This window comes from Streptomyces winkii (genome assembly GCF_032248595.1).
GTDB lineage: Bacteria > Actinomycetota > Actinomycetes > Streptomycetales > Streptomycetaceae > Streptomyces > Streptomyces winkii.
Window position 1 is genome coordinate 431,494 of sequence record NZ_JASTTH010000004.1, and the last position, 23,752, is coordinate 455,245.

At 72.1% G+C, this 23,752-nt stretch carries 24 protein-coding genes; 12 read left to right on the forward strand and 12 right to left on the reverse strand.

Features of this window, described 5'->3' with window-relative positions:
• Positions 1-3: 3 nt before the first annotated feature.
• The gene (locus QQM67_RS14030; protein WP_314174135.1) at positions 4-1,083 is read right to left on the reverse strand and encodes an ATP-dependent DNA ligase; all 1,080 of its coding nucleotides are present in this window, start codon (positions 1,081-1,083) and stop codon (positions 4-6) included.
• 120 nt (positions 1,084-1,203) lie between these two features.
• On the opposite strand from QQM67_RS14030, the gene ligD (QQM67_RS14035) reads away from it, so the two are divergent.
• Both ligD (QQM67_RS14035) and QQM67_RS14040 read left to right on the forward strand, forming a co-directional pair.
• Positions 1,204-2,217, forward strand: a complete 1,014-nt coding sequence (gene ligD, locus QQM67_RS14035; RefSeq protein ID WP_314174136.1) for a non-homologous end-joining DNA ligase — start codon at positions 1,204-1,206, stop codon at positions 2,215-2,217.
• Between the two features lie 81 nt (positions 2,218-2,298).
• On the forward strand, positions 2,299-3,966 hold the full coding sequence (locus QQM67_RS14040; RefSeq protein WP_314174137.1) for a serine/threonine-protein kinase: 1,668 nt from the start codon (positions 2,299-2,301) through the stop codon (positions 3,964-3,966).
• A gap of 57 nt (positions 3,967-4,023) precedes the next feature.
• Here the strand turns inward: QQM67_RS14040 and QQM67_RS14045 are convergent, their stop codons facing one another.
• Positions 4,024-4,665: a TetR family transcriptional regulator gene (locus QQM67_RS14045; RefSeq protein WP_314174138.1), complete on the reverse strand. Its 642-nt coding sequence runs from the start codon at positions 4,663-4,665 to the stop codon at positions 4,024-4,026.
• Positions 4,666-4,804: 139 nt separating this feature from the next.
• On the opposite strand from QQM67_RS14045, the gene QQM67_RS14050 reads away from it, so the two are divergent.
• Positions 4,805-4,969 carry a hypothetical protein gene (locus QQM67_RS14050; protein WP_314174139.1) on the forward strand — a complete coding sequence of 55 codons (165 nt, stop codon included), beginning with the start codon at positions 4,805-4,807 and terminating at the stop codon, positions 4,967-4,969.
• 5 nt (positions 4,970-4,974) lie between these two features.
• Positions 4,975-5,304: a hypothetical protein gene (locus tag QQM67_RS14055; RefSeq protein WP_399066792.1), complete on the forward strand. Its 330-nt coding sequence runs from the start codon at positions 4,975-4,977 to the stop codon at positions 5,302-5,304.
• A gap of 39 nt (positions 5,305-5,343) precedes the next feature.
• Here the strand turns inward: QQM67_RS14055 and egtD are convergent, their stop codons facing one another.
• From egtD to egtA, 4 genes are all read right to left on the reverse strand, one after another.
• Positions 5,344-6,330, reverse strand: a complete 987-nt coding sequence (egtD, locus tag QQM67_RS14060; RefSeq protein WP_314174143.1) for an L-histidine N(alpha)-methyltransferase — start codon at positions 6,328-6,330, stop codon at positions 5,344-5,346.
• Entirely contained in the window at positions 6,330-7,184 is an 855-nt protein-coding gene (egtC, locus tag QQM67_RS14065) for an ergothioneine biosynthesis protein EgtC (RefSeq protein ID WP_314174144.1), read from the reverse strand. Before egtC ends, egtD begins: the two co-directional genes overlap by 1 nt.
• On the reverse strand, positions 7,184-8,539 hold the full coding sequence (egtB, locus tag QQM67_RS14070; RefSeq protein ID WP_314174145.1) for an ergothioneine biosynthesis protein EgtB: 1,356 nt from the start codon (positions 8,537-8,539) through the stop codon (positions 7,184-7,186). The genes egtC and egtB overlap by 1 nt, the downstream gene beginning before the upstream one ends.
• 80 nt (positions 8,540-8,619) lie before the next feature.
• Positions 8,620-9,840 carry an ergothioneine biosynthesis glutamate--cysteine ligase EgtA gene (gene egtA / locus QQM67_RS14075; protein WP_314174147.1) on the reverse strand — a complete coding sequence of 407 codons (1,221 nt, stop codon included), beginning with the start codon at positions 9,838-9,840 and terminating at the stop codon, positions 8,620-8,622.
• Positions 9,841-10,034: 194 nt separating this feature from the next.
• On the opposite strand from egtA, the gene ligD (QQM67_RS14080) reads away from it, so the two are divergent.
• Positions 10,035-10,916: a non-homologous end-joining DNA ligase gene (ligD, locus tag QQM67_RS14080; protein WP_314174148.1), complete on the forward strand. Its 882-nt coding sequence runs from the start codon at positions 10,035-10,037 to the stop codon at positions 10,914-10,916.
• Positions 10,917-10,962: 46 nt separating this feature from the next.
• On the opposite strand, the gene QQM67_RS14085 is transcribed toward ligD (QQM67_RS14080), so the two are convergent.
• From QQM67_RS14085 to QQM67_RS14095, 3 genes are all read right to left on the reverse strand, one after another.
• Positions 10,963-12,396 carry a dihydrolipoyl dehydrogenase family protein gene (locus QQM67_RS14085; protein ID WP_314174149.1) on the reverse strand — a complete coding sequence of 478 codons (1,434 nt, stop codon included), beginning with the start codon at positions 12,394-12,396 and terminating at the stop codon, positions 10,963-10,965.
• Positions 12,397-12,593: 197 nt separating this feature from the next.
• On the reverse strand, positions 12,594-13,493 hold the full coding sequence (locus QQM67_RS14090; RefSeq protein WP_314174150.1) for a universal stress protein: 900 nt from the start codon (positions 13,491-13,493) through the stop codon (positions 12,594-12,596).
• 141 nt (positions 13,494-13,634) lie between these two features.
• The gene (locus QQM67_RS14095; RefSeq protein WP_314174152.1) at positions 13,635-13,841 is read right to left on the reverse strand and encodes a hypothetical protein; all 207 of its coding nucleotides are present in this window, start codon (positions 13,839-13,841) and stop codon (positions 13,635-13,637) included.
• Positions 13,842-14,054: 213 nt separating this feature from the next.
• Between QQM67_RS14095 and QQM67_RS14100 the strand changes: the two genes are divergently transcribed.
• Complete coding sequence (locus QQM67_RS14100; RefSeq protein WP_314174154.1) at positions 14,055-14,297, forward strand: DUF397 domain-containing protein; 243 nt, start codon at positions 14,055-14,057, stop codon at positions 14,295-14,297.
• Between the two features lie 172 nt (positions 14,298-14,469).
• Positions 14,470-15,387, forward strand: coding sequence for a helix-turn-helix domain-containing protein (locus QQM67_RS14105; RefSeq protein WP_314174155.1), 918 nt, complete (start codon positions 14,470-14,472; stop codon positions 15,385-15,387).
• A 27-nt stretch (positions 15,388-15,414) separates the two neighbouring features.
• Here QQM67_RS14105 and QQM67_RS14110 read toward each other — a convergent pair whose 3' ends face one another.
• Positions 15,415-16,230 carry an SAM-dependent methyltransferase gene (locus QQM67_RS14110; RefSeq protein WP_314174157.1) on the reverse strand — a complete coding sequence of 272 codons (816 nt, stop codon included), beginning with the start codon at positions 16,228-16,230 and terminating at the stop codon, positions 15,415-15,417.
• Between the two features lie 208 nt (positions 16,231-16,438).
• Positions 16,439-16,891 carry an ATP-binding protein gene (locus tag QQM67_RS14115; protein ID WP_314174158.1) on the reverse strand — a complete coding sequence of 151 codons (453 nt, stop codon included), beginning with the start codon at positions 16,889-16,891 and terminating at the stop codon, positions 16,439-16,441.
• Between the two features lie 219 nt (positions 16,892-17,110).
• On the opposite strand from QQM67_RS14115, the gene QQM67_RS14120 reads away from it, so the two are divergent.
• The 5 genes from QQM67_RS14120 to QQM67_RS14140 all read left to right on the forward strand — a co-directional run bounded on the left by QQM67_RS14120 (position 17,111) and on the right by QQM67_RS14140 (position 21,960).
• Positions 17,111-17,968, forward strand: a complete 858-nt coding sequence (locus tag QQM67_RS14120) for a helix-turn-helix domain-containing protein (protein ID WP_314174159.1) — start codon at positions 17,111-17,113, stop codon at positions 17,966-17,968.
• A gap of 4 nt (positions 17,969-17,972) precedes the next feature.
• Positions 17,973-18,230 carry a DUF397 domain-containing protein gene (locus QQM67_RS14125; protein ID WP_314174160.1) on the forward strand — a complete coding sequence of 86 codons (258 nt, stop codon included), beginning with the start codon at positions 17,973-17,975 and terminating at the stop codon, positions 18,228-18,230.
• A gap of 111 nt (positions 18,231-18,341) precedes the next feature.
• A complete protein-coding gene (locus QQM67_RS14130) occupies positions 18,342-19,283 on the forward strand; it encodes an SAM-dependent methyltransferase (protein ID WP_314174161.1) in 942 nt (313 codons plus the stop codon).
• Positions 19,284-19,354: 71 nt separating this feature from the next.
• Positions 19,355-20,056 (forward strand): TetR/AcrR family transcriptional regulator, encoded by a 702-nt coding sequence (locus QQM67_RS14135; RefSeq protein WP_314174163.1) that lies wholly within the window; start codon positions 19,355-19,357, stop codon positions 20,054-20,056.
• Between the two features lie 101 nt (positions 20,057-20,157).
• Positions 20,158-21,960 (forward strand): acyl-CoA dehydrogenase, encoded by a 1,803-nt coding sequence (locus QQM67_RS14140; protein WP_314174479.1) that lies wholly within the window; start codon positions 20,158-20,160, stop codon positions 21,958-21,960.
• A 142-nt stretch (positions 21,961-22,102) separates the two neighbouring features.
• Here QQM67_RS14140 and QQM67_RS14145 read toward each other — a convergent pair whose 3' ends face one another.
• Positions 22,103-23,623 (reverse strand): LCP family protein, encoded by a 1,521-nt coding sequence (locus QQM67_RS14145; protein WP_314174164.1) that lies wholly within the window; start codon positions 23,621-23,623, stop codon positions 22,103-22,105.
• Positions 23,624-23,752: the final 129 nt, after the last annotated feature.

The window sequence follows — 23,752 nt, forward strand, 5'->3', positions numbered from 1 at the left end:
TGCTCAGTCGGGGGTCTCCGGGGACTCGGTCAGCATGCGTGAGAGGTCGTAGCTGACGGGCTCTTCGAGTTGGGCGTAGGTGCATCCGCGCGGGTCGCGGTCGGAGCGCCAGCGCCGGAACTGCGTGGTGTGCCGGAAGCGGTCACCCTCCATGTGGTCGTACGCCACCTCGCAGACGCGCTCCGGGCGCAGCGGCACCCACGAGAGGTCCTTCTTGCCGGACCAGCGGCTCGGCGCACCCGGCATCCGGCTCTCCATGTGGGCGTCCTCGCTCTGCCAGCGCGCCCACGGATGCTCACCGGGATCGGACATGCGCAGCGGTTCGAGCTCCTCCATCAGCTCGCGGCGACGGTTCATGGTGAAGGAGGCGCAGACGCCGACGTGCTGGAGGGTGCCGGTCTCGTCGTACAGGCCGAGCAGCAGCGAACCGACTCCCTCGCCGCTCTTGTGGGGGCGGAGCCCGGCGAGCACGCAGTCCGCGGTGCGCTCGTGCTTGATCTTGACCATGAGGCGTTCGTCCGGCCGGTACGGCAGGTTGAGGGCCTTGGCGACGAGTCCGTCGAGCCCGGCTCCCTCGAACTCGTCGAACCACTGCCTGGCCAGGTCGATGTCGGTCGTCGCGGGAGCCACGAAGACGGGGTCCCGCGCGGGCCGCATCGCACGCTGAAGGATCGCGCGGCGCTCCTCCAGCGGCGTCTCCAGGAGGGAGTCGTCGCCGAGCGCGAGGATGTCGAAGGCGACGAAGGACGCCGGGGTCTCCTGTGCGAGCAGCCGCACCCGTGAGTCGGCCGGGTGGATGCGCTGGCCCAGGGCGTCGAAGTCGAGCCGGCCCTCCCGGGCGACGACGATCTCCCCGTCCACCACGCAGCGCTCCGGGAGATTCGCGAGCAGCGCCGTGACCAGTTCGGGGAAGTAGCGCTTGAGCGACTTGCCCGTACGGCTGCCGATCTCGGTCTCGTCGCCGTCGCGGAAGACGATGGCGCGGAAGCCGTCCCACTTCGCCTCGTACTGCATGCCCGCCGGGATCTTCGAGGCGAGTCGGGCGAGCATCGGCTTGACGGGCGGCATCACCGGCAGGTCCATGACCGGCACTCTATTCGGGCGTGAGCGGTCACGCCCGTTCTCTGCGTCGACCGTGCGGAGCCGCGAAGCTTTACCGTCCGCCGGGAGGCGCCGCGGCCCCCGCCCGCATAGCGTGGCGGCATGGGTGAGGCGGTGGAGCTGACGGTCGGCGGGCAGCAGGTGCGGCTGTCCAGCCCGGACAAGGTCTACTTCCCCGAGCGCGGGCTCACCAAGCTGGACGTCGCCCGGTACTACGTGACCGTCGGGGACGGCATCGCGCGCGCCCTCCACGAGCGGCCCACGACGCTGGAGCGCTACCCGGAGGGCGTGGGGGGCGAGTCCTTCTTCCAGAAGAGGGCGCCCAAGAACCTTCCCGGCTGGATCCCCACGGCGCGCATCAGCTTCCCCAGCGGGCGGCACGCCGACGAGATCTGCCCGACGGGGCCGGCCGCGGTGCTGTGGGCCGCGAACCTCGGCTGTCTGACCTTCCACCCCTGGCCGGTGCGCCGCGCCGACACCGACCACCCCGACGAGCTGCGCATCGACCTCGATCCGCAGCCGGGCACGGACTTCGGGGACGCGGTACGGGCGGCGGAGCAACTCCGGCCGCTCCTTGAGGAGTTGGGGCTGCGCGGCTGGCCGAAGACCTCCGGCGGACGCGGGCTGCACGTCTTCGTCCCCATCGAGCCCGAGTGGAACTTCGCGCAGGTGCGGCGCGCCGCCATCGCCATCGGACGGGAGCTGGAGCGCCGCGACCCGTCGCGCGTCACGACGGCCTGGTGGAAGGAGGAGCGCGGCAGCCGCATCTTCGTCGACTACAACCAGACGGCGCGCGACCGCACCATCGCCAGCGCCTACTCCGTACGTCCCAACCAGCGCGCGACGGTCTCCGCGCCGCTGCGCTGGGAAGAGCTGGGCAGCGCGCAGCCCGACGACTTCGACGTGGTGACCATGCCGCTGCGCTTCGCCGAAGTCGGCGACGTGCACGCGGAGATGGACGCGCACCCCTGCCGCCTGGACGCCGCCTTGGAGCTGGCCAACAGGGACGAGCGCGAGCACGGCCTCGGCGACCTGCCCTACCCTCCCGAGCACCCCAAGGTGAAGGGCGAGCCCAAGCGCGTGCAGCCGAGCAGGGCCAAGCGCACGGCCGACTGAGCACCGCACCCTCACAACTGCCGGGCGGGCGGCTAGGGTTCACCTCGGAACACGTGCACGCGGGGGGATCGGGAGTTCGAGGTGACGGACGAGGACCGGCTGCTGGCGGGGAGGTACCGGCTCTCCCGGGAGCTCGGCCGCGGGGGAATGGGGACGGTGTGGCTCGCTCAGGACGCGCTGCTGGACCGGCGCGTCGCGGTCAAGAAGCTGCATGTGCCACCGCACTTGGACGACGACGACCGGGCACGCCTCTACGAGCGCACGCGCCGCGAGGCGCGCAGCGCGGCCCGGATAAGCCACCCCGGCGTCATCGTCGTGCACGACGTGGTGGAGGAGGAGGGCCTGCCGTGCATCGTCATGGAGTACGTGCGCTCGCGCTCCCTCAGCGATGTGCTGCGTGAGGACGGCCCGTTGGCGCCGGAGGCCGCGGCCCGTACGGGGGTCGCGATGGCCGCGGCGCTGCGTGCCGCGCACGCCGCCGGGGTGCTGCACCGCGACGTGAAGCCCGCCAACGTACTGCTCTCACAGGACGCGGAGCGCATCGTCCTCACCGACTTCGGCATCGCGGCCGCCTCCGGCACGACGACGCTCACCCGCACCGGCGAGTTCGTCGGCTCCATCGACTACGCGGCTCCGGAGCGGATGCAGGGCGGCGAGTCGGGGCCGGCCGCCGACGCCTGGGCGCTCGGCGCGACGCTGTACGAGGCCGTCGAGGGCGTCGCCCCCTTCCGGCGCGGCACCTGGGTCGAGACGGCGTACGCCACGGCGAGCGAACCGCCGCGTCCGATGGAACGGGCCGGTGCGCTGGGCGAGTTGATCGAGGGGCTGCTGGAGAAGGACGCGCACGAGCGGATGACGCTGGAGCGCGCCGAGGAGTGGCTGGCGGGCGCGGCGGGCACGGTGTCGCTGCCGTCGGATGCGCCGTGGAGCGACGGCGACGGGGCCCGGGAGCACGGAACGTGGGAGCACGGGCCGCGGGACGAGCGGGAGCGTACGGCCCCGCAGAGGCAGGGCCCGGAGCGGGACTCTGCGGCGGGTCCGGGTCAGGGTCCGGGTCCCGGTCCGGGGGCCGGGGCCGGGGCCCCGTACGGGCCGCCCCCGGCGTCCGGCTCGCCGCGGCGGCGCGGATCGCGTGCCGTGGCCTGGGCCGCGGGCGCGGCGGTGGCCGCTGCCGCCGCCGCGGGCGGTGGCTGGTGGCTCGCGCAGCAGGGCGACGGGCCGGGCGCTCCCGGCGGGGCGAAGCCGCCCGCCTCCCACTCCGCGGATCCGTCCCATGCGGGGCCGCCCCCTCGGGGGCCCGTCGCAAACGGCTATCACCGCGTCAGGGACAAGCTCGGCTTCTCCGTCGACGTGCCGAACGGCTGGACGCGGCAGGAGAAGCCCGGCGGGCAGGAGGTCGACTACCTCTCCCCGTCCCGGCTCGCGGGGCTGAAGTTCAGCGTGCTGGACTTCGCGGGCAACAGCCCGCTGCAACACTGGCGCAAGCTGGAGCCGGAGGTGCGCCAGAAGTCGCCGGGCTACCGCAACCTCCGTATGAACGCCACGACTTACCACGGCCGCAGGGCCGCGATCTGGGAGTACACCTGGCAGGGGCGGGCGCGGCCCTTCCGGGCCATCGACCTCGGCTTCGGCAAGGAGGGCGAGCGGCACTACGCGCTCTACCTCTCGGCGCCGGACGCCGAATGGGGCGCTTCCAAGAAGTACTTCGACATGGCGGTGAAGACTTTCCGCATCAAGCCGCCGAGTTGACGCTGCGGGGGCCCGACTCCCTCTTCCCCGCCGAAGGTCACCTTCGCTCGCCGCCGCTCAGCCGTCCAGCCAGTGCCGCCGTCCCATGCTGATGAGCAGCAGCTGGCGGCGGGCCGTGCGGGCGACGCTCTTCTCGTCCGGGCCCTCGCCGAGCTCGGCGTCCAGGAAGGCCGACGCCGTCATCACCATGTGGTCGACGAAGAGTTCGCCGAGCATCCGCATGTCCTGGGCGCTCCAGCCGTCCGAGACCTCGTCCGTGGCCAGGGCACCGGCGACCTCGTCGGCGAAGCGGTCCAACTCGGCGCCTATGGCGGCCCGTACGGCCGGGACGCCGCCGTGGCGCTCGCGTACGACGAAGCGGATGTGCGTGGGGTGTTCGCGTACGTAGCGGGCGATGACGGAGACCGTGCGGTCGATGCGCGCGGTCTCGTCGGCGGGGGCGGAGAGGATCTCGCGCACGACCGCGTGGAGGCTGCCGAGCGACTCCTCGACGAGCGCCACGCCCAGGTCGCTCATGTCCTTGAAGTGCCGGTAGAAGGCCGCCGGGGCCACCCCGACGACGCGTGTCACCTCGCGCAGGCCCAGGCTGCTGAGGCTCTGGTGCTCCAGCAGCCGCAGCCCCGCGTCGAGGAGCGCCCGGCGGGTCCTCGCCTTCTGGGCCTCCCGGGCGGTCGGTTCGGGTGCGGGGGTGTGGCTCATGTCATTGAGTAAACAGGTGTTCGCGGTCGTGTGCCAAGGTACGCTGTTCTCAGTGAACAGTTGTAATCCCAACTGTTCACTGAGACGTGAGGCAGAGCATCACAGACGCTGCCTCGGCCTCCGAGAAGAAAGGCCACTCATGCTCTTCATCGTTGCCGCGTTCCTCCTGCTGGGACTTCTGGTGGGAACCGCGGCGCACATCCCGCTTCCGGCGACCCTCGCCGCAGCCGCCGCCATCGGCGCCTGGCTGCTGATCTTCGCCGTCCGTGAGCGCAAGCACCACGTCAAGGGAGCTGACCAGTGAACGCCATGAACACCCTTGTCCGTCCCGGTACTTCGCACGCGAAGGCGCCCCAGGCGGACGAGTCCGGCGAGCGGACGCGCACCGCCCTCTCCGCGCGCGTGCGTGACGCGGACGGAATGGCCGTCGCCTCCTTCGTGCTGGGCCTGGCGGGTCTGCTCGTCTTCAACGTCGTTCTGGGGCCGTGCGCCCTGGTGCTCGCGGGGCTCGCCCTGACGCGCGGCACGACGCGCCGGACCCGGGCCTTCCTCGGGCTGACGCTGGGCGCCGCCGACCTCGCCGTACTCGCCGCGGTCGCCGCCGCCGACCAGTCGTTCTCCTGGAGCATCACGGGCTGAGCGTCGGCGGCCGAGCGGCTCCGCGGCGGTACGGGCCGTCTACGGCTCCGGCTCGGGCTCGGCGAGCAGCAGGGCGAAGCGCCCCTGCTCGTCCGTCCACCAGCGGCTCAATCCGAAGCCGCCGCGGGCGAGTTCGGCCGTGAGCGGGCCGCGGCGGAACTTCACCGCGATCTCCGTGAGGATCTCCTCGCCCGCCTCGAACTCCGCCGTCATCTCCAGGGCGGGCAGCTCCACCGTCTGCGCGCGGAGCGAGCGAAGGCGCATCTCGATGCGCTCCTCCTCCGCGTTCCACACCGAGACGTGCTCGAAGGCGCCGGGGTCGAAGTCCGCGCCCAGCTCGCGGTCGAGCACGCGCAGCACGTTCTTGTTGAACTCCGCGGTGACGCCCTGCGCGTCGTCGTACGCCGGAACGAGGACCCCCGGGTCCTTCACCAGGTCCGCGCCGAGCAACAGGGCGTCCCCCGGCTTCAGTTCGCGACGCAGCGCCGCGTAGAAGGCCGGCCGCGCGTCGCCGTCGAGGTTGCCGAGGGTGCCCCCGAGGAAGGCGACCAGGCGCGGGCCCGGAGCGTTCTCCGGCATCCCGAGGTCGGTCTCCAGATCGGTGACGCACCCCGTCACCTTCAGGTCCGGGTACTCGAGGCACAGCTGCTCGCCCGCCTCGCGCAGCGCGTCGGCGCTCACGTCGAGGGCCGCGTACGACTCCAGGGTGCCGTGCCGCAGCAGGCTGTCGAGCAGCAGCCGCGTCTTCCGGGACGATCCGGAGCCCAGCTCGACGAGCGTGCGCGCGCCGGTGGCCTCCGCGACCTCGTCGCACCGGTCGCCGAGGATCTCGTGCTCGGCCCGCGTCGGGTAGTACTCGGGCAACCGCGTGATCTCCTCGAAGAGTTCGCTTCCGCGGGCGTCGTAGAACCACTTCGGCGGCAGCGACTTGGGGCGGCCGGTCAGGCCCTTGAGCACGTCGGTGTGGAGCGCGTCGGTGAAGTATCCGTCGGGCAGACGGCGGGTGAGTTCGAAACGGCCCGTCATCAGGATCTCCTTGCGTGGACGCCCTGCACGCCTCCGGACTGTTCCGGGGCCGGCTGGGCTGCGTGAACCAGCGGGACGGTGCGTACGGACGAGACCGTGGCCACCAGCAGCGATTCGTCGGGGACCTCCTGCCAGCCGGCCTCGGCGCCGGCTACGGGGGCGGCGTCCGGCTCGGACGCGACGCGCACGCTGCCCGGCCTGGTGCGGTACCAGAGCGTGTCGCCGCGGCGGGTGGCCCAGATCGTGCGGCCGTCCGTGAGAAGGAAGTTGAGCCGGGCGCCGGGGCGTATCTCCGCGACGCGGCCGGTGAGCCATGCGAGGGCGTCCTCGGGCGGTTCGCCGTCGTGGATCCTGCGCGTGAGCAGGGCCCACAGCAGCGCGGAGTCGCAGCGGGCCTCCAGGCCGAGCAGTTCGCCGCGCCGCATGGGCACGCCGAGGTCGTCCACGAGGCGTTCCCAGTCGCGCACCGCGCCGTTGTGGCTGAAGAGGAGGGGGCCGTCGGCGTAGGGCGCGGCGGCCGTCTCGTCCTGCGCCGTGCCCTCGGTCGCGTCGCGCACGGCGGCGAGCACGGCGGTGCTGTGCACGGCGCGCGCCAGGTCGGGCAGGTTCCCATCCGCCCAGACCGGAACCGCGCGGCGGTAGCGGGCAGGAGGCTCACCGTCGGCGGGAGCGCCGCCGGTGGACGCCTCGCCCGGGCCGGCCGGATACCAACCCACCCCGAAACCATCGGCGTTGACGGTCCCGTGCCGCTGCATCCGAGGCGCCCACGACTGCTCGTACAGGCCGCCCGGCGGACGGACGAGGAGGTCCGCCAGCGCCGACGGAGGGCCCAGGTAGGCGAGATGGCGGCACATCAGAGCGCTCCCCCGCTGCTGCGCGCGGTGCGGAAGCCGGCGAAGATCTGGCGGCGCACGGGCAGGTCCCAGTTGCGGAACGTGCCCCGGCAGGCGACCTCGTCCGTGCCGAACGACCCGCCGCGCAGCACCTTGTGGTCGCTTCCGAAGAAGACCTCGGAGTACTCGCGGTAGGGGAAGGCGGTGAATCCGGGGTAGCCGGTGAAGTCCGACGACGTCCACTCCCACACGTCGCCGATCAACTGCCGCGCGCCGCACGGGGCCGCACCGGCCGCATAGGCACCGGCGGGGGCGGGACGCAGATGGCGCTGGCCCAGGTTGGCGCGGCCCTCGTCGGGTTCGTCGTCGCCCCACGGGTAGCGGTGGGACTCGCCGGTCTCCGGGTCGTGGCGTGCGGCCTTCTCCCACTCGGCCTCCGTCGGCAGGCGGCGTCCGGCCCAGCGGGCGTAGGCGTCGGCCTCGTACCAGCACACGTGCATCACCGGCTCGCCGGGCGGGACCCGTTCGGTGTATCCGAAGCGGCGCCGCAGCCACATCCCGCCGTCCCAGCGCCAGAACAGGGGCGCGCTCAGCTCCGCCTTCTGCACGTACGCCCAGCCCTCGGGATGCCACCAGCGCGGGTCGCGGTAGCCGCCGTCCTCGATGAAGCGCTGGTAGGCGCCGTTCGTGACAGGCACGGCGTCCAGGTCGAACGCCGCGACGTCGACGGTGTGCGCGGGCCGTTCGTTGTCCAGCGCCCAGGGCTCGGTGGACGTGCCCATCGTGAACGGCCCCGCGGGCACGTGCACTTCGCCGTGCCTCTCGTCCATGGCCCTGGAGGTGGGCGCGGGCGGGTCGGGGGCGTCGAGGACGGCGGGGCCGCGCCGCAACTGGTGCGTGGCGAGCATGGTCTCGTCGTGCTGCTGCTCGTGCTGGGCGACCATGCCGAAGACGAAGTCGCCCTCGAAGAGCGCGGGATCGACGCCGTCGGGCGGCGGCCCGGCGAGCACCTCCAGGGCGCGGGCGCGTACGTCGGCGATGTAGGCGCGGGCCTCGTCGGGCGAGAGCATCGGCAGGGCGGGCCGGTCGGCGCGGGGGGTCTGGAACGCGTCGTAGACGGCGTCGAGATCGGGACGCACGCCCTTCGTGCCGCCGGCGGCCCGCAGGAGCCAGATGTCCTCCTGGTTGCCCACGTGCGCCAGGTCCCAGGCGAGCGGTGACATCAACTTGGAGTGCTGTGCGGTCAGTTCGCTCTCGTCGAGGCAGTCGGTGAGCGCCTCGGTACGCCGTCGCGCGCGCTCCAGCGCGGCGAGCGCGAGCTCACGGCCGCCGCGTACTCCGTGAGTTGAGGCAGGCGCGGCTGCGTGTTCGGACATGTTCGGTGGTCTCCTCTCCTTGTGCGGGACGGCTGTGCACGACCGGGGCGCGAGCGCGCGCGGCTGATCAGCCGCAGGTATCAGCCGCGCATCGCGTCCAGTTGGTCGTGGGCGGGGCAGCGCCCGCGTTCGGAGTAGCGCTCGGCGAAGTCGAGGACGGAGCCGTGCGCCACGCTGCCGTGTGCCTGACGTGACAGCGCCGCCTCGGCGGCCGCGACGCACTGCCGCACCGCCGGGCCCAGCAGCGGGTCGGCGGGGCCGTCGCGCGCGGCCCGCTGCCACACCGTCGAGTCGCCTTCCAGCGGCTCCGTCGCGGCCCACGCCGACTCCGCGGCCCGCCGGTCGTCCAGCAGGGTCGCCGCGACGGCGGTGGCGGCGATCCAGCCGTCGCCGCACTGCGCGTCGATCATCCGCAGTTCGAGCCAGCCACGCGGTCGCACCGGGGGGAAGAGCGTCCCGAGGTGGTAGTCGAGGTCGTCGCGGGTGGGCGGGCGTTCCGGGTGCGCGCCTTGCAGCCAGGCACGGAAGGAGAGCCGCGGCGGCGCCGTCCACTCGGCGGGCGGATCGCGGCGCAGGCACAGCAGTTCGGCGTCGAGCGCGTAGTGGGCCCAGCCCTCGCGGGGGTCGCTGTGCGAACGCGGCGGCCTGGTGCGTCCCGGATCGGCGCGTGCCCACACGCTCTGCCGGGTGGAGACCCAGCCGGTCGGACGGGAGCGCCACAGCGGGGAGTTGGCGAAGGCGGCCACGAGTACGGGGCCGAGCCGGTGGGCGAGCCGCCAGCGGTGCCGGTAACCGGTGGGCCCGTCGGAGTCGTCACCGGCGTCCACGCTGACCTGGACGGCGGCGGTGGCCCTCATCATCATCCGGCCCCAGGGGCCGGAGCGGTCGAAGTGCGCCTCCATGGCGCGGTAGCGGGGGTCCTCCAGCACCCGCGGCGGACTGAGGTACGGGTCGAGTCCCCGCCCGTAGAGCAGCGCACCGGAGCGGCGTACACGGTTGCGCAGTACGGTCAGGTCGGCGGCGGTGGTGGCGATGCACTCGGCGAGCGTCTCGCCGGGCGGTGAGGAGACTTCGAGCTGCCCGCCGGGTTCCCGGGTGAGCCTGCTGCCGCCGGGCAGGCCGCGGGTCCACAGCGGGGCGAGCGCCTTCTCCAGACGGTCGGGAGGTACGGCGCGGGACGGCGCGGAACGGTCGCGGACAAGCCACTCCAGTTCCACTCCCACCCGGCGCGGCGGGCCCGTCTTGAAACAGATCCCGCCGACGTACGCGGCTGCTTCGTCCTCGTTCAGCACGGCATCCATGGGATCCGGCGCCTCCTGTCGGATACGGAGCGGTGCGCGAGCTTAGTCCTGAGGAGTCCGAGACTGCTTCGGGGACGCGCTGCGCGCAAGACGGCAGTGTCGGCCGGGGTGAAATCCGGGCGCCGTTCCGCGGACGGCGACGGCGGGTGCCCGGCGGCGGTTTGCGCTGCTGGGAGCGGTCAACTCGTCGCGTCGTGAAGGACATCGAGATCAGCAGACCGGACAAGGTGCTCTTCCCGGACGACGGGATCACCAAGAGCGAACTCGCCGCGCACTACCGTCGCGTGGCGTCCCGCGCCGTACCGCGGCTGCGGGGCAGGCCGCTGATGATGGAGCGCCACCCGGACGGCATCGGCGGCAAACCGCTGATGCAGAAGAACGTCCCCGGCTACTTCCCGGACTGGGTGCACACGGCCGAACTGGCAAAGGAGGGCGGCACGGTGCTGCACGCCGTGTGCGACAACGCCGACACGCTGGTGTATCTCGCCGGGCAGGCGTGCGTCACACCGCACCGCTGGCTCGCGAAGGCGGACCGTCCCCACGACCCGGACCTGCTGGTGTTCGACCTGGACCCCAGCGGCGACGCCGACTTCGAGGACGTGCGCTGGGCGGCCTCGTGCGTGGGCGGGCTGCTGGAGCAGGTGGAGCTGCCGACGCAGCTGATGACGACGGGCTCGCGCGGGCTCCACGTCATCGCCGCCCTGGACCGCGGGTCGGACTTCGGCACCGTGCGGGCATTCGCCCGCCGGGTCTCCCAAGTGCTGGTGGCACGCCACCCCGGCCGGCTCACCGACGAGCCCCGCAAGGCGGACCGCGGCGACCGCGTCTACCTCGACATCCAGCGCAACGCCTACGCGCAGACGGCCGTCGCGCCGTACGCGGTGCGGGCACGGCCCGGCGCACCCGTGGCCACGCCCGTCGGCTGGTCGGAGCTGGACGATCCGAAGCTGCGGCCCGACCGGTGGACCCTGCGCAACATCGCCGACCGGCTGGGCGAGGACGATCCGTGGGCGAAGACGGGCGTCCGGGGCCGCTCCGTACGGGCCGCGGACCGGCGGCTGACGGACGTGGTCTGACGGCTTCCCGCAGCGCTCGCCCAGGCACGCACCGGTCCGGAGCCGGTCACCCCCGGTAGGTCTCCAGCAGCCGCAGCCACACCTCGCTGATCGTGGGATACGAGGGGACGGCGTGCCACATGCGCTCCAGCGGCACCTCGCCGGCGACGGCCACGCTCGCGGAGTGCAGCAGCTCGCTGACGCCCGGCCCGACGAAGGTGACCCCCACGATCACCTCGCGGTCCAGGTCGACGACCATGCGGGCGCGGCCCCGGTAGCCGTCCGCGTAGAGGGCCGCCCCCGCGATCGCGCCCATGTCCTGGTCGACGGCCCGCACCCGCAGGCCTCGCTGCTCCGCCTCGGCCGCGGTCAGTCCGACGCAGGCGGCCTCGGGGTCGGTGAAGACGACCTGGGGGACGGCGTCGTGGTCGGCGGTGGCCGCGTGCGCGCCCCAGCGGTCCGTCTCCAGCAGCGGGACGCCCGCGGCCCGCGCACCGATGGCGCCGCCCGCGATCCGCGCCTGGTACTTGCCCTGGTGCGTGAGCAGCGCGCGGCCGTTGGCGTCTCCCACGGCGTACAGCCAGCCGCCGTGCACGCCCGTGACGCGGCAGCTGTCGTCGACGGTCAGCCAGCTCCCCGGCTCGCAGCCCACCGTCTCCAGGCCGATGTCGTCGGTGCGCGGCTCGCGGCCGGTGGCGCAGAGCACCTCGTCGGCCTCCAGCCGTCCGCCGTCGCTGAGCGAGAGCGTGACGGGCCGGTCCGGGGATGGCCGCTCCAGTCTCTCGACGGAGACGCCCGTACGCACCGTAGCCCCGGCCTCCGTGAGCGCCTCGGCGACGAGTTCACCCGCGAACGGCTCCATGCGGGCAAGCAGCCCCGCTCCCCGCACCAGCATGGTCACCTCGGCGCCCAGGCTCCGCCACGCGGTGGCCATCTCCGCCGCGACGACTCCCCCGCCGACGACCGCGAGCCGCCCGGGGACCTCCTTGGAGGACGTCGCGTCCCGGCTGGTCCAGGGCCGTGCCTCGGCGATGCCCGGCAGATCCGGGAGGGCGGTGCGGCTGCCCGTGCAGACGGCCACGGCGTGACGGGCCGTGAGGGTCCGGGTCGAGCCGTCGGGGGTCTCGACGGCGACGCGCCGGGGCCCGTCGAGACGGCCGTGCCCGCGTACGAGGTCCACCGCCACGGAGTCCAGCCAGCCGACCTGGCCGTCGTCCTGCCAGTCCGAGACGAAGGAGTCGCGGCGGGCCAGCACGGCGTCCACGTCCAGGGCGCCGCCGACGGCCTGCGCGGCGCCGGCCACGCGGCGGGCGTCGGCGACCGCGGTAACGGGGCGCAGCAGCGCCTTGCTGGGCATGCAGGCCCAGTAGGAGCAGTCCCCGCCGACGAGTTCGTTCTCGACGACGACGGAGCTGAGCCCCGAGGCGTGTGCGCGCTCGGCGACGTTCTCCCCGACCGGGCCCGCTCCGATCACGATGACGTCGTACTCGTCGGCTGTCATGTGGCCTCCACGTGAAGGGTGCTGGAGTGCTGCGGGTGCGCGCGGACCGGCGCCGGTAAACGGCGTACGAGGCCGGTGGAGTACGTCCGGGGCGCGCGGGACGCCTGGCTCACCCGAGTGTCCGCCCGCCCGGTGCGTCCTCCGCACGGGCGGGCCGGGACTCGTGTGGCTCCGTGGCGGTGTGGGCCTCGCCCGGCTCAGCTCACCTCCGTGGGCACCAGCACGACCGGGCAGTGCGCGTGGTGCAGCACCGCGTGCGCGACGGGGCCGAGCTGCAACCCGAGGCGGCGCGGCTGCCGCCGGTGCACCGCGATCACGATGACGTCGGCGGCGCGGCTGGCCTCGATGAGGGTGGCGGCCGGGCTGCCGCCCTGCTCCTCCGCGCTGACCTCCACGCCGGGGTGCTTCTTGCTGACGGGGTCGACCATCTCGCGCAGCTGCTCCGACGCGGCGGCCCCGGCCCGCTGGGCCTCGTTGCGCGGCAGTTGGAGCCTGCCGGGCATGCGGGGCTGGCTCCAGGCGTGCAGCACGCGCAGCGACGAGCCGCGGCGGGCGGCCTCCTCGAAGGCGAAGCGCAACGCGGGTTCGTCCGCTTCGGTGTGCACCCCTGCCAGGACGGTGCCGCGCTGGGGCCCGCCGCCGATCCGGCTGTCGCCGACGACCAGCAGCGGACCTTCGCAGTGGGTGGCGGTGCGGAGGCTGACGGAGCCGACGAGCAGCCCGGCGAATCCGCCGTATCCGCGGGTGCCGACGACGGTGAGCGCGGCCGTGCGGGTGGCCTTGACGAGTACGTCGGCGGCGAGGGACTCGGTGTGCACCTGCGCCATGATGCGCAGCCCGGGCACGTGTTCGTGGGCGCGCTGCCCCGCGTCGTCCAGGATGGCGGCCCCGGCGACCCGGAAGCGCTCGGTGTCGGCCTCTGTCACGGGCACACGCGAACGGCGGGGCCATCCGGCCGAGTACACCATCTCGAGGGTGGCTCCACGGCGGCCCGCCTCCTCGGCGGCCATGTCGAGGGCGCGCAGCGAAGGTTCTGATCCGTCGACGCCGACGACCACGCGGCCTTCGGCGCCATGGGCTGCGGAGCGGTCATTCATCTGGATGCTCTCCTCGCTTCGGCTCGTCCGTATGTCCCAGTGTGCGGGATTCGGGCGAAGGCCCGGAGGAGGCGGAACGGCCTGAGATGACGAGGCGTCGGGCCAGGTGAGCGGCGTGCGTGGGCCCGGGCGGCGGGCGGTTCAGGCGCCGGCGGGCCCTCCCGAACCGCCGCGCTGTCCGCTGCGGGAGGCGACCTCCCGCAGCCACGCGGGACGGTCGGCGATCTCCAGCAGAAGGAGCAGCCGCGTCAGCGGGTCGTCCCAGTCGCAGTGCTCGAGTTCGGCGATGGCGGACTGAGCGTCCACCGGCCCGGCTGTGGCGGGACGTTCGAATCCGTCTGAGGTCACCAGAGCTCCATGAGTGAGGGACAGATGAGCCGAACTGCCGTGCTGCCGGGGCATGTTCAGCGCTCAAGTACCACTGCGTCGGCCATTCTCCACGGGCGTACTTACCCCTGCAAGTACATCTGCAATTACAGATGCAAGAACGCTCCGCTGTGAGACAGTACTGAGCCAACACCCCCCGTACGCCCGTCAGATGGAAGTCACGGAGAGGCATTCATGCAGATCGACAACGGCATCGAGGCGACTCGCCTCACGAACGTCACGTGGCGCAAGAGCGCGCGCAGCAACCCGAACGGCAACTGCGTCGAAGTGGCCGGACTCCCCGGCGGCCATGTCGCCGTACGCAACTCCCGCCATCCTTCCGGCCCGGCGCTGATCTACACCCCCGCGGAGATGGCTGCATTCGTACAGGGCGCCAAGGACGGCGACTTCGACGATCTGCTGACGGCGGACGGCTGAGCCGGCACACCGGCTGAGCACAGATACGGGGGCGCAGGCCCCCGGCCGTGTACGGCGCCGAGTCGGCACCGGCACATGGCCGGGGTATGTGCAATCAGCATGACTGTACGGGCGGTTCGCCAAGTGGGACACTGAGCGTTCGACGCGTCACTCACGGGAGCAGGAAGACCTGATGGCAGCACAGCAGGAAGGCGATTCGTCGGTCAGGCGGATCCTCGACCACCCGCGCGGTGGGCCGACGATTCTGCGCATCGTGCTCGGGACGGCGCTGCGGCGGCTCCGCGAGGAGCGCGGCATCACCCGTGAGGCAGCCGGCGAGGCCATCCGCGGATCGCATGCCAAGATCAGCCGTCTCGAACTGGGCCGGGTGGGCTGCAAGGAACGGGACGTGGCCGACCTGCTCTCCCTCTACGGCGTGACGGAAGGGCGTGAGCGCGAGGAGTATCTGGTGCTGGCGCGGCACGCCAACACCCCAGGCTGGTGGCAGAAGTACAGCGATGTGATGTCGCCGTGGTTCGACAGGCTGATCGGCCTGGAGGAAGCGGCCTCCGTGATCCGCATGTACGAAGTGCAGTTCGTCCCCGGCCTGTTGCAGACCGAGGACTATGCCCGCGCGGTCATGCGGCTGGGCCATCCCCGCGCCTCGACCGAGGAGATCGAGCGCCGCGTGGGGCTGAGACAGGACAGACAGGCCATCCTCACCCGGCCGCACAGCCCCAAGCTGTGGGCGGTCGTCGACGAGGCGGCCTTGCAGCGGCCGCTCGGCAGCGCCGACGTGATGCGCGAGCAGATCAAACGGCTGCTGTGGGCGACCGAGCAGCCGAACATCACTGTGCAGATCGCCCCGTTCGCGATCGGCGGCCTCGCGGCGGCCGGCGGTCCGGTGACGATACTCCGCTTCCAGGAGCCCGACCTGCCGGACATCGTCTACCTCGAACAGCTCACCTCCTCGCTGTACTTGGAGAAGCGCGAAGAGGTCGAGAACTACATGGTGGTGATGGACCGCCTCTGCGCCACGGCCGAACCGCCGTCCATGACCGTCGACTTCCTGGAGCGGCTGCTCAGCCGCTTCGAGGGCCAGCTCGGCTGACGCCGGCCGCCGGCCCTCGCCGACCCGTCAGGGTTTACGGGCGACTCCGCCGAACTCGTACCACTCGTCGGTGAGTTGCCGCGGGCCGAGCTCCGAGTCCGGCCGCCAGTCGTTGATCTCCCCCAGCCCCGGCTCCAGGATCTCCAGGCCGTCGAAGTACCGCTCGACCTCGTGCGCCTGACGCACCCTGCCCCAGCGGTCGCCGGTGCTCTTCGCCATGAAGTCGGTGACGAAGTCGCGCGTGGCCTTGTCCTCGCTCACCAGCTGATTGATCACCAGGAAGCTTCCGGACGGCAGGCGTTCGACGACTCCGCGCACCAGGGCGGCGGGGTCGGAGGAGTCCGGAATGCAGTGCATCACGGAGACGAAGAGGGCGCCGACGGGCTGTGAGGGGTCTATCAGCCGGCGCACCTCGGGGTGCCCGAAGATCTCCTCGGTCCCGCGCAGATCCGCCTGGATGACCGCCGTGTTGCTGTTCTCCTCCAGCAGTGCCCTGCCGTGTGCCAGCACGATGGGGTCGTTGTCGACGTATACGACCCGCGACTCCGGGTCGACGCGCTGGGCGACCTGGTGCACGTTGTCCTGCGTCGGCAGGCCTGACCCGTGGTCGAGGAACTGCCGCACCCCGTACTCCTCGGCGAGGACGCGGACGACGCGCTGGAGGAAGCGCCGGTTGTTGACGGCCAGCGGCCTGGTGCTCGGCACGACCTTGTCGAGTTCCTCGACGGCCTGGCGGTCGACCTCGTAGTTGTCCTTGCCGCCGAGGTAGTAGTCGTACATCCGCGCCACGCTCGGGGTGGTGACGTCCACCCCCGTGACCGCCGCGGCTTCGTCTTCGCGCATGCGTGCCTCACCGTCTCGCCGTGACGCGTCCCGTTGCGTACACGATCCGTTACGGCGAAGCATGGCACGGTGACGTGGCGCAGAGCACCTCAACTGCCCAGTAGGGAAGGGGAATTCGCAAGGAATGCGGCTGCTGTGGCCGCAGTGGCGACCGTGGCGCACGGGGCCTGCGGTCGCGAAGACGAGGGACCTGCGGCCACGGCCGCGGTCACACCTCGGGAAGCGTCAGCTCCGCCCATACGACGCGTCCGGTGTCCGGGTCCTCCGAGCGCACGCCCCACGTCTCGGCCACGGCGTTCACCAGCTGAAGCCCCCGCCCGTTCACATCCTCCGTCGCGGCCTCGCGCGGCGCGACGTCGTCGCATTCGGCGCCCTCGTCGCAGACCTCTATGCGCAGCCGCTCCCCCATGACCAGGAGTCTGCATCTGACGCGGCAGCTGTCGGTGTGCACCACGGCGTTGGTGAAGAACTCGGAGACAACCAGCTGCGCCGTCCGCCCCAGCTCCTCCGGAAGGCCCCAGCTGCGCACCTGGCCCCATACCTTCTCGCGCGCGTCCGCGACCGCCGTCGCGTGCGCGGGCAGCTCGAAGCCCTCACGGCGCACGAGAGCCCCGGCCGGTCCGGACGGGGTGAGCGGTATGACGGGGCGGGACAGGGCCACGGTTGGTTATGCCTTCCGACTACCCGAGGGAGAAGGAGACGGGGCGTGGAGGCAGCACGATCCGGCTCATGAGCTGTATCACGTACATCACTATGCTCCGCGCTCGTCACAGTTGGCAAGACTCGTTCTGCGAATTGCAGAATCGCAGGCGCAGTGTGGCCGGTGCACTGATCGCATGGCAGACTTCTTTCGCAGCAAGTCCGGTGGAAGGGAGGCGTCTTGGCTGACGGCCGTACCGCACCGACCGTGGGTCAGATGGTCCTCGGCCTGCGCCTGCGGGACTTGCGGGAGGCGGCCGGCTGCTCCTTCTCCGAAGCGGCCGCGGCTCTGAGCGTCAACACCACCACGGTCCGGCGCATGGAGAAGGCCGAAGTCGGCCTGAAACCACCGTACGTGGAGAAACTTCTCAAAACGTACGGAATCCCCGAGGACGAGATCACCGCCTTCCTTCAGCTGGTGGACGAGGCCAACCAGCCCGGCTGGTGGCAGGGTTTCCGCGACGTGCTGCCGTCCTGGTTCAGCCTCTACGTCAGCCTCGAAGGCGAGGCGAGCCTCATCCGCGCCTACGAACCGCACTGCGTGCACGGGCTGCTCCAGACCGAGGAGTACGCGCGTGCGCTGCTGCGCACCGGATTCCCCAACGCACCCGACGAAGAGCTCGCCCGGCGCGTGGCCCTGCGGATGGAGCGGCAGGAGCTGCTGCGCCGCCCGGACGCGCCCCGGCTGTGGGTGCTGCTGGAGGAGCAGGTCGTGCGCCGGCACGTCGGCGGGCCCGACGTGATGCGCGCCCAGTTGGACCGGCTCGTCGAGTGCGCGGCCATGCCGAACGTGACGGTGCAGATCATCCCGTTCCTCGCGGGCGCGCACCCGGCCATGTTCGGGCCCTTCCAGCTCTTCCGGTTCGATATCCCCGAACTGCCCGACATCGTCTACACCGAGAGCCTCAGCGGCGCCGTCTACCACGACGAACGCCGCGACACCGGCGTCTTCCTGGAGGCACTGGACCGCATGGGTGCGCAGGCCGCACCGGCACAACGCACCGAGGCTCTCCTCGGTGAGATCCGCAAGGAGTTCTGACTGTATGGGCCGCGAGAGCACACAGCACATCTACAACGGCATGCCCTCCCGCGAGTTGGGCGCCGAGGGCTGGCACAAGCCGTGGAGCGGCCCGAACGGGGGCAACTGCCTGGAGGCCATGAGGCTCGCCGACGGCCGTATAGCGCTGCGGCAGTCCAACGACCCGGACGGTCCGGCCCTGATCTACGACCCCGCCGAGATCGACACCTTCATACGCGGCGCCAAGCGCGGGGAGGCCGATTTCCTGCTCACCCACGGATGACCACGACCGCCCAGTACGGAAACGGAGACACCGTTGACTGGAACGACGGGAACGCCGGGACGGGCGGCACGGCCGGGCCCGGCTCGGACGGGGCCGGTACGCCCGGCGGCGGTGGCTCGCGGCGGCGGCCAGGGCGGCGGGCGCGGCAGCGGCGGCAGCGCCCCTCCGGCCCCCGCGGAGGAGCCCCACAGAGCCCACCCGGCCCGGATCCACGACTACTACCTCGGAGGCTGCCACCACTCCGAAGCTGACGTGAGAGCCGCGGAGGCGGTGGCGACCGAGGTGCCCGCCGTGCGTACCGCGGCCCGCGCCAACCGGGACTTCATGGCCAGGGCGGCCAGGTGGCTCGCGGCGGAGCGCGGCGTACGACAGTTCCTGGACATAGGGTCCGGGCTTCCCACCGAGCCCGGCCTGCACCAGGTCGTACGGACGGTCTCGCCGGAGGCGAAGGTCGTCTACAGCGACAGCGACCCGGTCGTCGTACGGCACGCGCACGCGATGCTGTGCCCTGACGGGGGCGGTGACGCAGGTGGTGACGGTGCCGCGGACTGGAACGGAACCGGGGGCGGGGACGGGAGCGGCGACTGCGCCGTCGACGGGCGCACCGCCTACGTCCACGCGGACGTGACCGACCCGGAGAGCATCCTCGACGCCCCCGGCCTGAGCGACACGATCGACCTCGGACGCCCCGTGGCGCTCACCCTCAACGACGTCTTCCACTTCGTGGGGGACGAGCAGCATCCGTACGACATCGTCCGCACGCTGCTCGGCGCGCTGCCCGCCGACAGCCATCTCGTCCTCACACATACGACCGCCGACTTCCTCGACGACGCGTACGCGGCCCGCGCCGCGGCCGTCCTGGAGCACTGCGCGGAGAGCGGAGCGCGGCTGCGGCCCCGTACGCGGCGGGAGGTGGCCCGCTTCTTCGAGGCGCTGGAGATGGCCGAGCCCGGCCTCGTGCTCCCCCACCGCTGGCGCCCGGACCCGGAGACGCCAACTCACCTCTCCGGTGCGGACGTTCCGAGCTATGCGGGGGTGGCTCGCAAGCCCTGAGACGAGCGCGTGCGGAGTGAGCACTCACTCAGGCATTGACGGAGTGAGTACTCACTCCGTAGACTCGACGCATGACCGAGACACGTGACAGCGAGACACGAAGCAGCCGGCGCCGTGCGCCGGGCATGACGCCGGCCCAGCGCCGGGACATGATCATTTCCACGGCGATCCCGCTGATCGCCGAGTACGGCGCCGCAGTGACCACCGGCAAGATCGCGCGCGCCGCCGGCATCGGGGAGGCCACCGTCTTCCGGGTCTTCGCCGACAAGGAAGAGCTGCTGGACGCCTGCATGGCGGAGGCCATGCGCCCCGACCACACCGTCCGCGAGCTCAACTCCATCTCGCTCGACCAGCCCCTGGCGGACCGCCTGGCCGAGGCCGCCGACGCGCTGCGGGCATATCTGGCGCGCATGGGCGCGGTGGCGGGATCCCTGCACGCCTCCGGCCACCGGCGGCGCGAGAGGGGCGGGAAGACCGCCGAGCCCAGGCCCGGGGACCGTGAGGACTCGCTCGCGAAGATCCGCACCGCCGTGGCCGAGCTCCTGGAGCCCGACAAGGAGTCCCTGCGGCACCCCGCCGAGCAGACCGCCGCCGTCTTCCTCGGGCTGCTGTTCATGCAGCCCCGCGGCGGCGACGACCAACCGCAGCTGACAGCACAGGAGTTGGCGCAGCTGTTCCTGTACGGGGCCGTCGAGGCGCGGGAGACGCGCAAGGAGCCCGGGGAAAGCCCCGGCATGACCGGGTCCGCCTCGCGGAAGCCGGCCGGTCGCTGACGGACGCCGGCGGCCGTTGACAGGGAGCTGCGGAGCGACGCAGGATAAGCAAGCGCTTAGGTTTCTCCCGCTTGCCGCCGACCGTGATCGGATCACGCCACATGGCCTCCTCGTCGCTCCTCCTCTCCCGCCGGGACCTGGACTTCCTGCTCCACCAGTGGCTCGACGCCGAGGAGCTGACCCGCCGCCCGCGGTTCGCCGAGCACTCCCGCGAGACCTTCGACGCCGTCCTCGACCTCAGCGAGCAGATCGCCACGCGGCACTTCGCGCCGCACAACAAGAAGAACGACCAGCAGGAGCCGCACTTCGACGGCGAGCGCGTCCACACCGTGCCGGAGGTGAAGGAGGCGCTCGACGCCTTCACCAAGGCCGATCTGCTCGCGGCGCCCATGGACGAGGAGCTCGGCGGCATGCAGCTGCCGCAGCTGGTGGCGACCGCCTGCTTCAGCTGGTTCCAGTCCGCCAACGTCGGCACGTCCTCGTACGTCTTCCTCACTCTCGGCAACGCGAGGCTCCTGTGCGAGCACGGCTCGCGCGAGCAGATCGACACCTATGTACGGCCCATGCTCGCGGGCCGGTTCTTCGGCACCATGTGCCTCTCCGAGCCGCAGGCCGGGTCCTCGCTGGCGGACGTCGCCACGCGCGCCGAACCCCAACAGGACGGCAGCTACCGGCTGTTCGGCAGCAAGATGTGGATCTCGGCGGGCGACCACGAGCTGTCGGAGAACATCGTCCACCTCGTGCTCGCCCGCATTCCCGGGGCGCCGCCCGGCGTCAAGGGGCTCTCCCTGTTCGTCGTGCCCAAGTACCTCGTCGGCTCCGACGGGAGCATCGGCGAGCGAAACGACGTCGTGACGGCGGGGCTCAACCACAAGATGGGCTACCGCGGTACGACCAACACGCTGCTCAACTTCGGTGAGGGCGCCCACACTCCGGGCGGTCAGCCCGGCGCGGTCGCGCAGATCGTGGGCATACCGCACCGCGGGCTGTCGTACATGTTCCACATGATGAACGGCGCGCGCATCGGCGTGGGTGCGGGCGCGATGGCACTCGGCTACACCGGCTATCTGAAGTCTCTCGCCTACGCGCGCGAGCGCCCGCAGGGCCGTCCCGTGGCGGCGAAGGACGCCGGGGCGCCGCAGGTCCCGATCGTCGAACACGCCGATGTGCGGCGGATGTTGCTCGCGCAGAAGTCGTACGTCGAGGGCGCGCTGGCCCTGCTGCTGTACTGCTCGCGGCTCGTCGACGAGCAGCAGACCGCCGAGCTGGAGGAGGAGCGGGCACACGCGCGGCTGCTGCTGGACGTGCTCACGCCGATCGCGAAGAGCTGGCCCTCGCAGTGGTGCCTGGAGGCCAACAACCTCGCGATCCAGGTGCACGGCGGCTACGGCTACACCCGCGAGTACGACGTCGAGCAGCACTACCGCGACAACCGGCTCAACCCGATCCACGAGGGGACGCACGGCATCCAGGCCCTCGACCTGCTCGGCCGCAAGGCCGTCATGGAGGGCGGCGCGGGTCTCGTCGCGCTCGGCGAGACGATCGGCAAGACCGTCGAGCGCGCGCTGGCGACCGGCGGCGAGGCCGCCGAACTCGGCGCGGCGCTGCGGGAGTCGTGGGAGCGGGTCGCGAGTTGCACGGCCCGGCTGTGGAGCACGGGCGACCCGTCGGTCGCGCTCGCCAACGCCTCGGTGTACCTGGAGGCGGTGGGGCACACGGTCGTGGCGTGGATATGGCTCGGCCAGTTCATGGCCACGACGGGTCACGACGACGGCTTCCACGAGGGCAAGCGGCAGGCGGCCCGTTACTTCTTCCGTTACGAACTGCCCCGTACAGGGCCGCAGTTCGACCTGCTGGACTCGCTGGACACGACCACGCTGGACACCGATCCGGACTGGTTCTAGGGCCGGGCTCCAGGGCGGGAGCCGGGGCCCGGCTTCCCCGACCCGCCTCCAGGGCTGCGCCTTCGGGGCCCGGTTTCCCGGCTGCCAGGCGCACGCGCGGGTCCGGCCTGCTCGGCGGGCCCGCGCGTGAACTTCCGGCCGCTCAGCCCTTGTTGTGCGGCGTCCGCCCGTCGCAGTCCAGATCGTCACCGTGCACCGGGGCGCCCTCGACGCTGCTGCGGTCGTGGACGACGTCGGCCACGTCGGTGCCTTCCGTGCCGGGCCGCACCGTGAAGACGTGCGAATGCTTGCTGCCCGCCACGGTCTTGGGCCGCATCACCGCACCCGGCATCGCCGACGAGAGGGTGCTCGCCTTGCGCTCCCAGTGGGAGTCGTAGGTGATCTCCGTACGTCCGCCGCGCGGGCCGGCCGCGCCGCCGCGCTGTGCGTCCAGGACGTGGAACCCGTTGTCACGCAGGTCCTGTGCGATGCGCGCCGCCGTCTCGCCGCTGCCCTCGACCCGTACGGTCACGTCCTGGGGCCGGTACGGGACGGCCGTCGCGCCCGGCGCCGGGCCGGTCACGGGATTGCCGGTGATGGTCCGGTCGGCGCGCAGATCGGCGAAGAGGGCGCGGGCGCGCGGCCCGTCCCAGCCGAGTGTCGAGCCCCACACCGGTACGCGCTGGTCGAAGTCGAGGATCGGCACGGTGGCGAACTCGGTGCGGTTCGGCTTCAGTCCGTGCAGTTCGCGGGCGAGGCGGATGAGCCGGGCGGTGGTCAGGCCCTTGTCCCAGCGCACCGAACCGCGCAACGCGGCGGCGGTGCGCATGACTTCGAGGGGGTGCGCGGCGAGGCGGTCGCTGGTCAGCGTCCGCAGCAGCTCTCCGAGAACGTGCTGCTGCCGGCGCATGCGCCCGAGGTCGCCGGGCGGGTCGACGTGGCGTGCGCGCACGTACCGCACCGCCTGGTTTCCGTTCAGTACGTGCGTGCCCTTCGCCAGCCGCAGGCCGCTGTTCTTGTCCTCCAGGGCCTTGGAGGTGCACACCTTGGCGCCCTTGAGCCGGTCGACGGTCTTCTCGAACCCGGGGAAGTCCGTCTCGGCGTAGTGGTCGACGCGGACTCCCGTCGCCTGTTCGACGGTACGGATGGTGAGTGCGGGGCCGCCGTGCGCGTACGTGCTGTTGATCTTGCCGAGGTGGCGGGTGGTGCGCGCGGTGATCTTGCCGAAGCCCTTGCCGTGGTCGCGGTGGGAGGCGAAGCGCACGTAGGAGTCGCGGGGGATGCCCACCACGCTGACGCGTTTCCGGTCGGCTGAGATGTGAACCAGCATCAGCACGTCGGTGCAGTCGCACTGCTCCCCGTTGACGTGCAGCCGGTTCTTCGTCTCCTTGGAGAGGCCCTCCCGCCGGTCGAGGCCGGCGATGAGGATGTTGACGCCGGGCCCGCGCGCGGGTCTGCCCGATGCGGGGACCTTGTCGAACGCGTCGCGTACGCGGTCCGAACCGCCGGGCGGCGTGGGCGCGTTGGCGGCGACCGTCGGTGCCGTCGACCCGGCGCCGCAGGTGAGCGCCGCCACGACGGCGCACGAGAGCGCGAGCGAGCGGCGCGAGCGAGAGGATCGGGCGATGCGGGCCAGGCCGGAGCGGGACGGGTGGGAGCGGGAGGGGTGGGAGTGAGGGGACATGAGCCTGAACACCTCCGCGGAATGTGGGATTCCGCATGCTAGGCACCGCTGGATCCGGACCAACGGCGATACGTCGGGCCACCCGTCCGGCTCACCCGGTCAGATGAACGCCGACCGGGCCCGCAGGGG

Coding starts and splice junctions, on each gene's coding strand:
- QQM67_RS14140 (WP_314174479.1), top strand. CDS start 20,158: ATGGCCTCCTCGTCGCTCCTCCTCTCCCGCCGGGACCTGGACTTCCTG.
- QQM67_RS14090 (WP_314174150.1), bottom strand. CDS start 13,493: ATGAATGACCGCTCCGCAGCCCATGGCGCCGAAGGCCGCGTGGTCGTC.
- QQM67_RS14055 (WP_399066792.1), top strand. CDS start 4,975: ATGAACACCCTTGTCCGTCCCGGTACTTCGCACGCGAAGGCGCCCCAG.
- ligD (WP_314174136.1), top strand. CDS start 1,204: ATGGGTGAGGCGGTGGAGCTGACGGTCGGCGGGCAGCAGGTGCGGCTG.
- egtD (WP_314174143.1), bottom strand. CDS start 6,330: ATGACGGGCCGTTTCGAACTCACCCGCCGTCTGCCCGACGGATACTTC.
- QQM67_RS14045 (WP_314174138.1), bottom strand. CDS start 4,665: ATGAGCCACACCCCCGCACCCGAACCGACCGCCCGGGAGGCCCAGAAG.
- QQM67_RS14105 (WP_314174155.1), top strand. CDS start 14,470: ATGGCAGCACAGCAGGAAGGCGATTCGTCGGTCAGGCGGATCCTCGAC.
- QQM67_RS14085 (WP_314174149.1), bottom strand. CDS start 12,396: ATGACAGCCGACGAGTACGACGTCATCGTGATCGGAGCGGGCCCGGTC.
- QQM67_RS14110 (WP_314174157.1), bottom strand. CDS start 16,230: ATGCGCGAAGACGAAGCCGCGGCGGTCACGGGGGTGGACGTCACCACC.
- QQM67_RS14030 (WP_314174135.1), bottom strand. CDS start 1,083: ATGGACCTGCCGGTGATGCCGCCCGTCAAGCCGATGCTCGCCCGACTC.
- egtC (WP_314174144.1), bottom strand. CDS start 7,184: ATGTGCCGCCATCTCGCCTACCTGGGCCCTCCGTCGGCGCTGGCGGAC.
- QQM67_RS14125 (WP_314174160.1), top strand. CDS start 17,973: ATGGGCCGCGAGAGCACACAGCACATCTACAACGGCATGCCCTCCCGC.
- QQM67_RS14100 (WP_314174154.1), top strand. CDS start 14,055: ATGCAGATCGACAACGGCATCGAGGCGACTCGCCTCACGAACGTCACG.
- QQM67_RS14135 (WP_314174163.1), top strand. CDS start 19,355: ATGACCGAGACACGTGACAGCGAGACACGAAGCAGCCGGCGCCGTGCG.
- egtA (WP_314174147.1), bottom strand. CDS start 9,840: ATGGATGCCGTGCTGAACGAGGACGAAGCAGCCGCGTACGTCGGCGGG.
- QQM67_RS14050 (WP_314174139.1), top strand. CDS start 4,805: ATGCTCTTCATCGTTGCCGCGTTCCTCCTGCTGGGACTTCTGGTGGGA.
- egtB (WP_314174145.1), bottom strand. CDS start 8,539: ATGTCCGAACACGCAGCCGCGCCTGCCTCAACTCACGGAGTACGCGGC.
- QQM67_RS14145 (WP_314174164.1), bottom strand. CDS start 23,623: ATGTCCCCTCACTCCCACCCCTCCCGCTCCCACCCGTCCCGCTCCGGC.